The organism is Pseudomonas sp. B611, assembly GCF_055407965.1.
Genome location: NZ_JBUZST010000003.1, coordinates 410,979 through 424,497, shown reverse-complemented (window position 1 = coordinate 424,497; position 13,519 = coordinate 410,979). Strand labels below are relative to the sequence as shown.

Annotated in this window: 16 protein-coding genes and 1 pseudogene; 3 read left to right on the top strand and 14 right to left on the bottom strand. The window is 54.7% G+C overall.

What is annotated here, in order from left to right:
• Positions 1-124 precede the first annotated feature (124 nt).
• On the bottom strand, positions 125-466 hold the full coding sequence (locus ACZRMO_RS10170) for a helix-turn-helix domain-containing protein (protein ID WP_102879508.1): 342 nt from the start codon (positions 464-466) through the stop codon (positions 125-127).
• 208 nt (positions 467-674) lie between these two features.
• On the opposite strand from ACZRMO_RS10170, the gene ACZRMO_RS10165 reads away from it, so the two are divergent.
• Positions 675-929, top strand: a complete 255-nt coding sequence (locus ACZRMO_RS10165; protein ID WP_102879507.1) for a hypothetical protein — start codon at positions 675-677, stop codon at positions 927-929.
• A 41-nt stretch (positions 930-970) separates the two neighbouring features.
• Here ACZRMO_RS10165 and ACZRMO_RS10160 read toward each other — a convergent pair whose 3' ends face one another.
• From ACZRMO_RS10160 to ACZRMO_RS10100, 13 genes are all read right to left on the bottom strand, one after another.
• On the bottom strand, positions 971-2,938 hold the full coding sequence (locus ACZRMO_RS10160) for a DNA topoisomerase III (RefSeq protein WP_102879506.1): 1,968 nt from the start codon (positions 2,936-2,938) through the stop codon (positions 971-973).
• 222 nt (positions 2,939-3,160) lie between these two features.
• Positions 3,161-3,631 carry a single-stranded DNA-binding protein gene (locus ACZRMO_RS10155; protein WP_102879505.1) on the bottom strand — a complete coding sequence of 157 codons (471 nt, stop codon included), beginning with the start codon at positions 3,629-3,631 and terminating at the stop codon, positions 3,161-3,163.
• Positions 3,628-4,146 carry a DUF3158 family protein gene (locus tag ACZRMO_RS10150; RefSeq protein ID WP_102879504.1) on the bottom strand — a complete coding sequence of 173 codons (519 nt, stop codon included), beginning with the start codon at positions 4,144-4,146 and terminating at the stop codon, positions 3,628-3,630. Before ACZRMO_RS10150 ends, ACZRMO_RS10155 begins: the two co-directional genes overlap by 4 nt.
• Positions 4,143-4,898: a PFL_4669 family integrating conjugative element protein gene (locus tag ACZRMO_RS10145; protein WP_102879503.1), complete on the bottom strand. Its 756-nt coding sequence runs from the start codon at positions 4,896-4,898 to the stop codon at positions 4,143-4,145. Before ACZRMO_RS10145 ends, ACZRMO_RS10150 begins: the two co-directional genes overlap by 4 nt.
• Before the next feature lie 145 nt (positions 4,899-5,043).
• A complete protein-coding gene (locus ACZRMO_RS10140; RefSeq protein ID WP_102879502.1) occupies positions 5,044-6,234 on the bottom strand; it encodes an STY4528 family pathogenicity island replication protein in 1,191 nt (396 codons plus the stop codon).
• Positions 6,231-6,779 carry a DUF2857 domain-containing protein gene (locus tag ACZRMO_RS10135; RefSeq protein ID WP_102879501.1) on the bottom strand — a complete coding sequence of 183 codons (549 nt, stop codon included), beginning with the start codon at positions 6,777-6,779 and terminating at the stop codon, positions 6,231-6,233. Before ACZRMO_RS10135 ends, ACZRMO_RS10140 begins: the two co-directional genes overlap by 4 nt.
• On the bottom strand, positions 6,776-8,356 hold the full coding sequence (locus tag ACZRMO_RS10130; RefSeq protein ID WP_102879500.1) for a ParB family protein: 1,581 nt from the start codon (positions 8,354-8,356) through the stop codon (positions 6,776-6,778). Before ACZRMO_RS10130 ends, ACZRMO_RS10135 begins: the two co-directional genes overlap by 4 nt.
• A gap of 14 nt (positions 8,357-8,370) precedes the next feature.
• Complete coding sequence (locus ACZRMO_RS10125) at positions 8,371-8,580, bottom strand: hypothetical protein (RefSeq protein ID WP_102879499.1); 210 nt, start codon at positions 8,578-8,580, stop codon at positions 8,371-8,373.
• 85 nt (positions 8,581-8,665) lie between these two features.
• Positions 8,666-9,505 carry a ParA family protein gene (locus tag ACZRMO_RS10120; RefSeq protein ID WP_102879498.1) on the bottom strand — a complete coding sequence of 280 codons (840 nt, stop codon included), beginning with the start codon at positions 9,503-9,505 and terminating at the stop codon, positions 8,666-8,668.
• Positions 9,506-9,509: 4 nt separating this feature from the next.
• A complete protein-coding gene (locus ACZRMO_RS10115) occupies positions 9,510-9,740 on the bottom strand; it encodes an AlpA family transcriptional regulator (RefSeq protein WP_102879497.1) in 231 nt (76 codons plus the stop codon).
• A 109-nt stretch (positions 9,741-9,849) separates the two neighbouring features.
• Positions 9,850-10,605, bottom strand: a complete 756-nt coding sequence (locus ACZRMO_RS10110) for a hypothetical protein (RefSeq protein ID WP_169905052.1) — start codon at positions 10,603-10,605, stop codon at positions 9,850-9,852.
• Between the two features lie 284 nt (positions 10,606-10,889).
• Positions 10,890-11,168: a hypothetical protein gene (locus ACZRMO_RS10105; RefSeq protein ID WP_102879496.1), complete on the bottom strand. Its 279-nt coding sequence runs from the start codon at positions 11,166-11,168 to the stop codon at positions 10,890-10,892.
• A 493-nt stretch (positions 11,169-11,661) separates the two neighbouring features.
• On the bottom strand, positions 11,662-11,964 hold the full coding sequence (locus ACZRMO_RS10100; protein ID WP_169905049.1) for a hypothetical protein: 303 nt from the start codon (positions 11,962-11,964) through the stop codon (positions 11,662-11,664).
• Positions 11,965-12,199: 235 nt separating this feature from the next.
• On the opposite strand from ACZRMO_RS10100, the gene ACZRMO_RS10095 reads away from it, so the two are divergent.
• On the top strand, positions 12,200-12,388 hold the full coding sequence (locus ACZRMO_RS10095) for a hypothetical protein (protein ID WP_102879495.1): 189 nt from the start codon (positions 12,200-12,202) through the stop codon (positions 12,386-12,388).
• 301 nt (positions 12,389-12,689) lie between these two features.
• Positions 12,690-13,148, top strand: a pseudogene (locus ACZRMO_RS10090) (glyoxalase superfamily protein); the annotation flags it as partial.
• Between the last annotated feature and the right edge of the window lie 371 nt (positions 13,149-13,519).

Below are 13,519 nucleotides of genomic sequence, written 5' to 3'. Positions count from 1 at the left end.
GGAGCTAATCGGTCTTGGGTCGCCGTTGGCGGTGATCTGAAGCTACTACAGCAAAGAGGTCAACACGACGTCAAGTCTGTAGGAGCCCCTTCATAAGACGCTACGTTGAGCGCGATGAAAGAGGTCACTTACTGCCTAGATGTGCGGCTAATTGTTCGACGGTTGCCAAGATAAAGGCACGGTCGCTTTCTTTCAGTCCACTCAGCAGACCCGCAATCATCTGGCTCTGGTCATTGGGGCGATTACTCGATTCCGTCAGCAATTCATCCATGCGGCAATCGAAAATGTCCGCCAGTTGCATCAGTTTGACCACGGTAAGCTCCACTACTCCCCGTTCCAGGCGAGAGATGGCTTCGCTACCGATCCCTAAACGCTCAGCTACCTCTTCTTGGGTCAGATTACGTTCGCTGCGGTGCTTCGCGATCATGCGCCCGATTTGGGCTTGGGTAGGATGTTTATGTGCCAAGTGATGAGTTCTCCAGTTCAACCCGAATGGTTGAGCAAAGACCCGTTGACATGAACATCCCTAAGGGTTGAGTATCGACTCATTGGGTTGTTATAGTGACTGAAATAGCTGTGTACCGCGACGTGGTTTCTATTCCACCAGGAATCAGCGTCCAAGGTGGTCGGTGAGAATGAAAGCCTGATAGGGCCAAGCTGAGGGACGGTTGAGCATGGAAGACGAAAACAAGGACATGGATCTGATTTGGGATCGAACACTGGAGCTGTTCATCAAAATCCATGATTGCCCTGATAACCCCGAACACTTCGACAGCCTTGTTCATTGGCTCAACGAAAGTCCTGCTCATCTGAAAGCGTTCAACGAACTCGGGCAGATATGGATTTCTATTGGCATCGCCTTGGCCCGAGAAAACGGACAACCTTTGATCGATTTGGAGCGGGCTCAGGCGCCGCTGATAATGCACTGAACAGTGCAACCCCCAACATCATGACGAATTCAACTGAACGGTCATTGACGCTGCGTCTCTTTTCTTATAGGCGTCGTGCCCTTGCAGTTCGGGTACTGCGAGCATGACCAGAACGGACCAGATTTTCCCTTACGCTTGATCATTGATGCATTGCAAATGGGGCAGGTCGGCCCGGCTTTGATCGGTATCGACAAGGTGAGCGATCCACAGTGTTCGACCAATTGCGCAATCCAGTTCGCCTGCTTGGCGACGAATGCATCCAAGGTCAGGCGTCCCGCTTCGATCTCCTCCAGAGCTTGTTCCCAAACGGCGGTCATACCTGGATCTGCGACGGCGGCTGGTACCGCCTCGATCAGTGTATGGGCAGCAGCGGAGGCCATTAAGGCACGTTTTTTCTTCAGCAGATAACCGCGATCAATCAACCCCTTGATGATGCCGGCTCGGGTGGCTTCGGTACCGATACCGGTGGTGTCCCGAAGTTTCTGTTTAAGTCGTGGGTCGGTGACCAGCTTGGCGACGTTTTTCATGGCCTTGATCAGATCACCCTCGGTGAAAGGTTTGGGAGCGGTGGTACGCAAGGGCTCGAGTTCGACGTCGTCCACTGCGCACTGTGTACCCTGTTGTAAAACCGGTAAGACTTGGGACTTGTGATTGGGCTCATCCTCCTCGGTGTTTTCGCAGAGTAAGCCTTTCCAGCCCTGGACCAGGATCTGTTTGCCAACAGCGATCAAACGTTCTTCGCCACACTCCAGCTCGACCTGGGTTCGATCAAACTCATGGTGCGGCAGAAATTGCACGAGGTAGTGGCTACGAATCAGTTCGTAGACTTGGCGTTCTTGTTCAGACATCCGCGCCAGGTTTGCCGGCTCGGTGGTGGGAATGATGCCGTGGTGCGCGGTGACCTTGGCATCGCTCCACACGCGGGAGCGCAATGATCGATCGAGGCTCCCGAATGCAGGTCTGAGTGCCGGATCCGTTTCGAGCAGGGCGTCGAGCACTGCGGGCGCCTCGTTGAACATACTCTCTGGCAAATAGCGGCAATCGCTGCGCGGGTAGGTGGTGGCTTTGTGAGTTTCATACAGGGCTTGGGCGATATTAAGGGTTTCCTGGACGCCGAGCCCCAGCTTACGCGAGCAGACTTCCTGCAATGTGCTCAGGTCGAAGGGCAGGGGTGGTGCTTCGCGGGAATGTTCAGTCTGCAACGAGAGCACCGTGGCGGACTTACCATGGGTGATTGTTTGGACCGCCTGATGGGCAAGTGCCTGCTGCAGGCAGCGGCCCGTCTCATCCCTTCCCGAGTGTGGCGGTAACCACGATGCGATGAATCGATGGCCCATTGACGATAGGTGCACTTCAACGCACCAGTAAGGTACCGGGACGAAGCTGGCAATCTCACGATCCCGATCGACTACCAAACGTAAGGTGGGTGTCTGGACGCGCCCCACTGACAATACGCCGTCGTAGCCTGCCCGCCGACCAAGAAGGGTAAACAGACGACTTAGGTTCATGCCGATCAGCCAGTCGGCGCGGCTGCGGGCGAGGGCTGAGAGATAAAGCGGGTAGGTCTCCTGACCAGACTTCAGCGAGGAGAGGGCTTTGCGAATCGACGCCTCGTTGAGGGCGGACAACCAGAGGCGCTGAACGAAGCCTCGATACTTGCAGAGCTCCAACAACTCGCGGGCAATCATTTCACCTTCGCGGTCGGCGTCGGTTGCGATGACGACGGTGGTGGCTTCAGTGAGCAGGCGCTTGATGACTTTGAATTGTGCCGCGGTCTTGGGTTTGACCTTGACCTGCCACTGCACGGGAATGATCGGTAGATCATCCAACGACCAACTCTTGAATTGCTCGCCATAGGCTTGAGGCGATGCTGTCTCCAGTAGGTGGCCGATACACCAGGTGACAGTTATCTCGGGGCCGATCAGGCAGCCATCACCACGCCGGTTGGCTCCGAGAACCTTGGCGATGTCACGACCTTGGGAAGGTTTTTCGCAGAGGAAGAGGTACATATAACTACTCCGGATTGAGTTCGGAGCAGCGTTGTTCGAGGTAGCAGGGGCGAGATATGAGAAACCTGAATGGCAGGTTCCTCATATTAGTCGGTGAGGGCGGGATGGACCGAGGCTGGTACCCCGTTGTAGCGTGGACGACAGGGTCGGTCTTCACGAGCAGTGAGTAAAAGTAGACCAGCAACTTCGCGCAAAGGCGCAATTTCCATGCCTGAAAGTCTGTCAGTCCGTAGGTGGCTGCCCTCTGCGCTTTCTGGGTTTCGACGCAGGTGAACTGGCCTGTTCTGTACTTTTCCCGACGTGTGTCGCAGATACCGCCGGTTCACTGGATCGTTCGCGCATGACCACGCTGTGCACCCGGTGAGGCAGGATGCCGACTCGACGGGCCTCGATCTTGAAGGTGACCCGCGCATTGTCTTCGCTGTCCTCCCACTCATCACGTACGGTGCGGCCTTCGACCAGCACACGCATGCCTTTCTGGTACAGTGTGCTCCAGTGTTCAGCCTCACGGTGCCATAGCTCAACCGGCGCCCAATAGCCGCCTCGATCTTCATAGCTGCCCTCGCGTGGCACAGGGTTGTCGAAGTACACATTCAGCCGCAGCAAACGCCGTGGCTCGTCATTGCCTGATGGAAATTCCTGGAACTCTGGCGCACTGCCGATATTGCCTTCGCCGACAAAAAAAGTACTCATCGTGATATCTCCACTGCGGTTGTGAACTGGCGCAATAACCGTTCGGCACTGGCCATTTTGATCGCGCAGGTCGAGGCCTGGCGGTAGAGCGAATGCACCACGCTCATCTGCAGGTTCAGTGCAATGCGATCGCATTCGAAACGGTGCAATCTCTCGCGTACGGCCTGCGGCAGGGCGTTGTTGCAGATCTGGCGTTCCCAGACCGCAACCCCCATACGGGCGAAGTCACGGGTGCGCCAACGCAAAAAGGTGCTGCCTGCGCTGGTGTTCTGCAGCACTAAACGAATGTCCAGCAGCGAGTAAGGGGGCTGTCCGGCTTGCTGCACCACAGCCTCCATTAGGTGACATAACTGCGCCTCGATTTCCCTCGCCAGCTGCGCCAAGTGCTCCAACTCCCCCTTACCCTTAAAAGGTTTTAAAAGGCCTTTTAGGGAGGCTGCGTGTTCGAGCTGTCGATAGGCATCCGGTGTTAACGCTTCGAAGGGCATTGGTTGAGCCGGGATCATCCGATTCATGCTTCGTCCTCCGGCACAATCACTGTCGCAGACGACACTCCGACGTCCTCTGCCAGCGCGTCGGCGTCATGCACTGCCACAGCACCACGGCGAGTGATTGGCGGCGCGAACTGGGAGCGGCGATGACCCTCCAGGATGTCCATTGGGGGCAAACCCATCTTCTCGATGGCCGCAATGGCTCGGGCGTTGTTCGCCGCCATATCATCGCGTGTGACGCCGGCATGCCGATAGCGCTGGGCCTGGCCGAATAGGCTGCGCAACAGATGGGCGCCGTCGTCGATCCAGGCTTCCATGTCGATGCGGCCGATCAAGGCGGTGTGATGGGCCAATAGAGTCTGGCGTACCAGGGTGTCGTAGTCGGTCAGCAGGTAGACCGCGAGAAAGCCCAGCTGGCTGCCGATGTACAACGGCAAGGTGACGGGGTGGATGTTGAGGTTGTCGCCCATGTCGATCTGTGTCGGCAGGTCCTGCCTGATTCGGTCCAGCTGTCGGGTCAATTCCAGCATCCCAGCCTTGGCCTGCATCAGCTTTTCTTCGAGTTGCACCATGGCCCAGTCGGCATAGGGGTCGTCTTGGGCCGCGGTTTGTTTGATTAGGTTGGTGACGCTGATGTAGCCGGCCATGCCCATGATCGAGTGGACGCCTTCGCGTGCGGTTCGACCCTGCCAGATACGGGCGGCATGGTGAGTGTGCAGGGTCAGGGTGATGCTGCTGCGCAATGAACCCAGATTGAGTTGATAGTGATCGGCCACGGTGTTGTCCTCGCATTCGCTTGGACGGGAACGTTGCGACAGATGAGGGGCAAGGGCAGCCAAAAAGCTGAATGCGGTCTGTTCGGTTTGGTTTAAGGGGCTAACTATGAAGACCTCAGTGGATTTGATGCCACTGGCATCAAATCTACTGGCGTCCACCCCGTTTGCCGCGCAGTTGGCGCAGCTCATTCAGGCACGCTTGAGCAAGGGCAGACACGGGTTCGCCCTGTTTTCGAATCGGGCGCAAGGGTGGTTGTGCAGGCGGTTCTGCAATGGGTGGCGGTTCGGCCTGACCTGCCCAAGGATGAAAGTCACCTTTCAGCGCGCGCTGGATCAGGCCCATCAGATACGCCGCTGGCTTGCGGATTCCACCGGCCGCACAGCGTGCCCCCGCTTCGTTGAGCACCGCCTGCCGATCCGCTGGTTTGAGCTTGTTCAGCGCCACGGCGACGGCCTGACGCTCGCTTGGGCTCAGGTGCAGCGCAGCGGGCCAGTGCAGGTTATCCACCGTCGGAGTCGCGCGCGGTACTGTACAAATACTTTCTTTTAATACAGTACAGGCGGCGTTCGGATTCCGAACAGTGCCGGAAACACTGGCGTTCAGCCCCGGTTCGGAATCCGAACGAGGGCCTGCACGATTCCGAACGAGGGCATCTTCCCCCCGTCCGGAATCGAGCAGAGCGGTACCGGTTGCCGGATCCAATCCTTGCTGCGTCCAAATTTCGCCCCAGCTGTCGAGCCGTGTCGGTAATCGACCCTGATCGATATCGGTGTCCTGGCGGATTTCTTCCACAATGTTCTGCGCGACAATGCGCACCGCCTTGGTCGCATGACCGAGGGCATGTCCGACCATCGCCAGGTAATCCTGATCCAGTTCGATGGCTTCGGCGGGGGTTAACGGCTCATCGTGCAGAACGTACAGCGAACCTTGAAGACGTCCGCTGAGCTGATCGCGTCCGCGACTCACCAAACTCAGCCAACGCGTCAACCTGAGCATCGTCAACACCCGAGCAATGGTTTCCCGGGAGGCTGACGCACCGTAGGGCACGCTTGACAGGTAAGGCTGCAAATCCTCATAGCGCGGCGTGACCACGCCCTGGCCTTGCAGCATGAGTCGGAACACTTGCCAGGCATTCCGTTCCAATGGCGTCAATCGACTATCCAACAGCAGCCGACGTGGCACGACTTCGTGAGATTGGCCGCTGAACAGAAAGCCCGCCTGCAGAGCCGGGTTGGAGGGGTGTTCAGTGGTGGGGCGTGCGGGCCAGCGTTCACTCAGCTGCTGGGTGCATTGTTGCAGGACACGCTGCCAGCGACTGGAAGGGGCAGTATTCATGTGTTGTTGCTGTACTGGTCAATCTGCTGCCACACGATGGTCAAGCTGATCTGTTGCTCCTCCGCCAGCATCATCATGGCGTCGAGCTGATCCTCGGTACCGTCCTGAGCCCGCAGTTGGCACCAACGCTGCCATAGCGCGTGTTCCTGGGTTTCGCTCAAATGCTGAGGGCGGCCCTTACGGGTTTCTATCTTGAGCAGGCGTCGACGCAGGGCGGTTTCCGAATGCGCCAGGCCGAAGCACTGATACATGATGGTGCTGCTGGCGCCAAGCTTGAGCGCTCGATTGATCAAGCGCTCGTTCTGCTCGTCGCGCTCGGCTTGTTCGATCAATCGATGCAGCACCGGCGAGTCGATCTTGACCTCTACCCAAGGTACGGTGGCATGGGCCAAACGCGACAGCGTGGTGGGTGGTAAAGATTGCAGCAGGTAGATGTCGTCTTCACTCAGCCCGAGCGCCTTACAGCGTTGCAGGTTACCCAGGCGCAGCTCATGCAGTACCTGAGTCAGCATGGCCTGGTTGAGCACATTGAAGGACAGGTTCATGGCAGTTCCTTCGGTGAGTCATCTTCAGGGGTAAGTGTTAAGTCGATCAGGCGACGGGCCAGGCGGATCAGGCGATATAATTTGATTAACAGACTATCAGGTAGTCGTTCGAGGCCTACGTCCATGACGGGACGGTCTGGTAGCGAAAGTTGATAGATCCCCAGCAACAACTGGCCGAATAGCGCTGACGGCAGTTGCTTACGATCTTCCCAGTTCACGTCGTCTTGAGCGCGCAACAGGGCCAGGAGCAGCAGGTGAACGCCGGCCGCGCGAGGCGTGGCAAGATCAACCCGTTCGATGTCTAGAGCGAAGCCCAAGCCATGCTTCTGATCGATAATGCTCTCAGGATGTCCGGCATAGGCCGCCATTTCCCGAGCCAGCCCGGCAATGGCTAAACGCAGTTGTTCGGGGGTATCGAGTGCTGGTGCGATGATCCAGATGTCGTCGATCGTGCAGGTTTCGACGGTGGGCGCTGCATCGGTGGAAGTCTCGCGGTCAATCTGTTCACGAATCTTTTGAACGCGTGACGGAGGGTTGGCCGCTGAGACGACATCCATTTCAGGCGGTTCTGGCAGTTTCTCGCCCCGTGGTTCGATCAGACTCTCGGTTGACTTGGGACCGGGCTTGGAGGAACGCGGTCCTGTCTCGGCTTCATCAATACCCGGCGGAACACTGTTCTCCGAAGGTTTGGTGACTACAAAGCCAGGTGTAGGAGTGACGCGTTGGGTATCGGTCAGCTCTAAGGCCAACATACGGTAGGACTGTCCGAGTAAACCGCTCATGCGTTCGAGCAGTTCATCCTGGATCTGCTCAAGATCGAAGGATTCGGGATCGGCATCGAAGATGACCAAGGTGCCGAGCCAAAACTCGGCGAACGAAACGGTGACGGGCGGGTAACGGTTCCAGGTTCGTTCTGCCTGGCTACGCAGAGCGATCAGGCGTTCGATCTGAGGCTTACCCAATCCGGCATATAGTGTTTGCGGAATGGCGGGCAGCAAGTGTTCAAGGGTGTCCAACATTCGGCTGATATGCGACTGCGAAATGGGATAGCCGCCAGCGGCAAGACGTCGTGCCAGCTCACGTTGAGAGAGCACAGCTCCCTCTGGTTCGAGCATGGTTTTGAGTTTGGCCACGGCCAGCGCACGTTCGATAAAGGTGAGCTGACCATGCAGATCGCTTTCGGCCAAATGGCCGAGCAGGGCGGTGAGTTCATCGGTCCAGGGGCGGAACAAGCAGTGAATGCGAAAGAACCGCTCCTCGCGGGTTTCCTGCCACAGTTCGCCGAGAATCGCCAAGCGTGTATTGCCTCCGTTACGGATTATGAAATAAGACTCTCCCGGACGGCGGGTAATCGGCGGTGGTTGATCCAGCCCGCGCTCACGGATCGAGGCTTTGATATCGTCATACAGAGGATTACGGATGAAACGCGGGTTGTGTTCGTAGGGCCGCAACTGCTCCAGCGTGACCAACATAGGCGTGTCAGCAAGTGGATCGGACAGCCGCTCCAGTTCCGGCCCTCGAGGGAAATGCTCCTGGTGCAGCTTGTCGGTGATCTCTTCCTGACTGAGCTTCTTCATCGGAACAACCTCAGTTAACGCCGGTTACGCAAATGGTCACCGACCTCGAATTTTACGATCTCGGCAGTTCCCGAACCTTCGAAATGTCGGGAGAGCTCTTCGAGGAGCCAACCCATGGCCGAGCGCCCACCCCGCAGGCGAAACACCACAGTGCAGTACTCCTCGCGGGGTGGGTGCTGTGGGCGAGTGGATGGTTGAGCGATGATGGGAAGCTGATCCAACATCAAAAGACTCCTTGCCAAACGCTGTTGGCATCAATGTCGATAAAAAATGACTTGGCGAGAAATGCCGGCTTGGTATTTCGTCTTATTAAATCTCCGCGCATCCGTTCACCCTAGAGATCGCCTCGCGCCATTCCGGAAACAATTCGATAGCTAGCGATTGCATGGTTTGATGCGCGGATGGAGAGCGTTTTTGATGTGACCGACGCTTCTCGATTCGATGGGCCGGTAACCCAAGAGAAGCAGCGTTGAGATACGCCACTCGGTCAGGAACTATGTTATCTAGTACAGAGATGTTATTAACCTTAGCGAAGCTTTCACGCAGGCCACGGATGATCATTCGGCTGTCTACCCGATTGGCGTTCACTTGGTTAAGTAGTAGCCGCAAGGCTGGCGGTGAAACGCCCAGGTGACTAAACGGTTCGAGCTCACTGAGCAGCTTCAAGGTACCGCGGCGCAGTTCGCGGGCCGCGAGCATTTCCGGAGTGATGGGAGAGAGGGCGAGGTCAGAGGCCAGTAAGGCCATCTCCAGTAGGACGCTGCGTGCGCCCTGTGTATCGATCAACAGCAGGTCATAATGGGGGCGCAATGTGTATAGCAGATTGCGCAGCCGCAGCCGCCCATCTGGGGCATGTAGTAACAATGAGCTCAGTCGGCCTTGATCATCGTTGGATAGGATCAGGTCAAGTCCTACAATCACTGTCTTGGAAATAAACTGCGCAGGGGTTGTTAAGTTGAGCGCGATGAACTCGTACGCACCCACATCAGCCTTCTGACTCAAGGCGTAATAGCTGGAGAGGGTGGGTTGGCTATCCAGATCGAGTAGCAGAACGCGGAGACCCGCATCTGCCAATAGACCGCCAAGGTTGGCAGCTATTGTGGTTTTGCCCACCCCACCTTTGGTGGAGACCACCGAAATCACACGCATTGCATCAGGCCTGCGTATCTAAGCGTTCTACGACCCACTGCTCAATCTCCAGCGAGTCCCAGCCGACAGCACGCATCCCAATGCGTTTAGCCTGAGGAAATTTACCTTCCTTCATCAAGTTGTAGATGTGGGCACGCTTGAAACCGGTTTTACGCTCCACCTCGTCGCGCCGCATGATATGACGTTCGATTTGTTTTGGTGGCGGAGCAACGATGGGGGAGGATTGATGGGACATGGTGGTCACTCCTAGAGCCAGATGGCGTTGGGTGGGAAGTGACCTGGATTCAATACCAGAAAATGCTATCGGTCATTGCAATGCAACGTCGATGATTGCAATGCAATCCTCATGTTTTGGCTTGGGCGAGACTACGTTTTGCGGCTGCAAATTTCTCATCCAACGATCGCTTGCTCAGCCCTGGTACTCCGTCGTAATAAGCGGTTATGGAGTCGACGATCGAAGCCTGACTATCGAATATGGAATGCTTTCTTCCTGTTGAAGACGATCCCAGTATGGTGTTTACCAGCGCTCCAATGACATTCAGGTAGCTCGCTTTACTTTGGTTACTGATCTGCTCTTTGTTTTCGGCAAACATGCGCAGATTTTCGCGCTCCAGCCCAGCTGCTTTTAGCTCATCGATCAGCATTTGGAGATGCTTTTTGGTTGCCTTTAACTGCACCCGCAAGGCGTCCCGATCTGCTTGTAAAATCAAGTAGGTGCTGTAATGGATCGCAACCTGATCGGCTGCAACTGGGCTGAAAAGGAAGGTGGGCCGCTGATCTGGATGGTAGTGAAACATCCACCGCTTTAAGTCCGAATGCCTGACGGTCAGTAGTTTAATATCAACGGGAGTGCCTGGTGCAACCGTAGTTCCCAGAGCTCCGTAAGGTAGTTCGTGGTTTCGAATGGCATCCAGAATTTTTTCTATTTTTATGTGCAAGCAGGGCCATTGTGGAAAGGAATGGATAATCCGGCCTGGGGTCTCCCATTCTGATTCCAGAATCTGAGCCTCATAAGCAATTAAATCGCACCAGCGTATCGCTGCTTCGATGGGACTATAGAACAGCTTTTCGATCGAGCCGAAGCTATTGAGGTCGTACATAAAGGTCGCCTTGTTATCAAAGGGCAGACCCGCTAGGTATTGTCTAAAGATCCAACACTTGACCTAGGCTTCCATGCGGTTGCTGTCCTATTTCCCTGATAGGTTGCAATTTCTGTGGTCCTGATGCTGTTTTTCAGGTGGTTTTGTGGGGCACTGTTCGAAGATTGCCAGGCCGTTCCCTCACAGGGCGGTTTGGACGTCACAAAGCAACACGAACGATTGATACGATACCCGTAATTATTTTTTCACCCGTCAGTAGTCCGTTGTACCGGCTGAAGCACTCATCAACGCCATCCAACGTCATGACAATTATCGAGGCGCTGATTCAGGTGCCGACCTTGTTCGATGTCCAATATCTCGGAGACCATGAGGCCGCACAAAAAACCTTGTATTTGATGATATGTGTTTACCATTCCCGCATGATGTAGGGTTTCCCAGCGATATGCTTCGACCTGAGGCCGCAAAAGGGGCAGCTCTTCTCTAGCGTCCACCAACCGGCACAAGTCATCAAAGAACTGATTGGTGGCCGCGATGGTGGCTACGCCTTGTAGGGGCTCAAGCATGAATCGACCTCCTTCCCGTTGATACCTGACCCAGAGCGGAAAACTGACGAACATGGGGGATTCGCGCTGTCTAGAGTCAAGCCGTGATCTGCTGAAGTTTATCACCCTAATCACTATGCATTTTGGCGTCGCCCTGTCTCTGCCGCGAAGGTCTTTTACTCAAATAGGAAGCAGGGAATTCATAGTAGGTCGCACATTGGCTTTCGAACACATGAGCTTTCCGCTACCAATCGACTCAAACGAATGCTGCTATTTTGAGGCACAGCCCAGCAGGGTTAGTGAATGGCTGTGTAGACAGTATTAGCGGTCGATGAGGTTAAGTTAAGATTCTTCTTCTGATCGATAGCTAGCGTCTTGAAATCAACGATCCAGTACTAAAGTTGCCGGCAGGTCTTGGCAGCCGAGGCCTAAGGCGACAGCTGCAGGAGAAAAACGCCATAGCCCCAAAGGAGAAAATGCTTATGGCGGAGAGCCATCAGACCTCAAAGTAGGATCAACCCAATTTAAGCAAGTGGCATCTAAAACGAATTTCGCGCTGTGTCTGCCTATAGGCTGTCACTTGATTATCAAGATTGTATGAAGGATCTATCAATTTTTTATTGAGGGCTGGATATTCAGAGACTTGGGCGATGAATGGCTCATCGGCGTGCAGTAAAAGCTTCGAATGATGGCTTTTGGCCCAGAAAGCCTGAACCTGATGGCTGCCCATGGTTTCGCTAGCTGGCTGCTTGAGGCGACTCAGGTCTTGAGCATAGTGTGCCCGTCTTATCGGCCCGGCTCTATCGTTGATCAGCACTCTGAGTCTGAGAGTTCGTGGCGCAAGCACAGTCCTTCGCCAAGCAACCGCAACGTTTAACATGTGTACGCAGTTGGCTATTGCTTATTTTTTAAATCAATTGGCTGGTGATTTTGGCGAAGTTTTAGTTTCTAGTAAATCAACATCTTGACGAAATATTGAAAAAAGCTCGACCGTTTATTAAAAAACCCGAGCTAATTTTAGAGGCCATGATCATAAAAATATAGGTGTTGTGATGGCCCAAACGTCCAAGTTCGAGCGCTCGCTTATCATAAGCAAGCTTGAGTTGTATGCCGAACGGCTTGCCGAGCTAGCGTATGATCTTAAATGTTCTGGCCAACCCGACAATGCGGCCGAGTTTATGGCCCAGGTGGAGCAGTTGATCAATGTCATTGATCGCCTTATGGCGATAGATAACGATTAGTCGTGTGCGTCCGTCTAACCCACCTTGCGTGATTACACTCGGTCTACCTGAAAGATTTCGCCTCCAATAGCAGTTGAGTACTATAAGGGGTCGCCGATGCTGCCAGCCGCTCGCTCCGTAAAGGAAAGGGGAGAGCATGTTTTTACGAACCATATCGAATTTCTCTTGATGAAAGAGGTTTGGCAAGGCGAGCACCAAATGTCTCCATTTCAAGAGAAATAATGTCTTCAATCTAGAAGCCAAACGGATGGCCAAGGGCCTGTGTGCTTCGTTAGGGACGCGCAATTAACGCAATTAAGAAGTGTCGCCCACCGTTGCACTCGAACTGGTCGCACAGCAGTTGGGTTATAAGGGCTGGAAGGTAGCATCAGCGATGCTTCCGGATGAAAATCCTGACCCCGCTGTTACATTTGACAAATCGACTCCCGTATTGCGAATTTTTGACGAAACTAAGGCCCGCGAGTTATATGTTGATTTTCTGGGCTTCAGCGTCGAGTTTGATCACCGATTCGAAGCGAATCTACCGTTGTATTCAGGGGGCAACAGAAACAGTTTATAGCTCCACTTGTCCGAACAGCAGGGTGATGCCTGTCCAGGATCGACAATATTTATTCCGATGCAAAATATCGAAATTCTACGCAATGAGTTACTTGGCAAACGGTACGGATTTGGTCATCCGGATATTGTTCAGCAGGGAGGGGGGCAGGTTCTGGAGGTTTATGACCCTTTCGGTAATCGGATACGATTCTGCCAAAGTTGATTCGAGCGCCATATCGATCTGATTCGTCTCGGATCCTATAGCTAGCGGAATAGCGCTCACCTAAAACCACCTGCGTGGTTAGGTGGCGCCCACCGATTTGACAACAATTGGCCAATTTCACTCGCTCGCTGCATCGGTAGACGGGGGGAGAAAGACCTTCAAATTTTGCGTCCCAGAATCCATGGTCGAATATGGTTCTCGCGCCAATTATTATCAGTGGGTTGGCCCGCTGCGTATTACCCACATCAGGGACCTTTCCAGCAAATAAGAGAATTCCCTGCTAAGAGTGCTTCATCATGCCTCGGTCTCTGGTCGCCGAAGGGCGCGCCTCAACAAATAACCAGGACGCCTACAAAGAAATGCACCAGGCC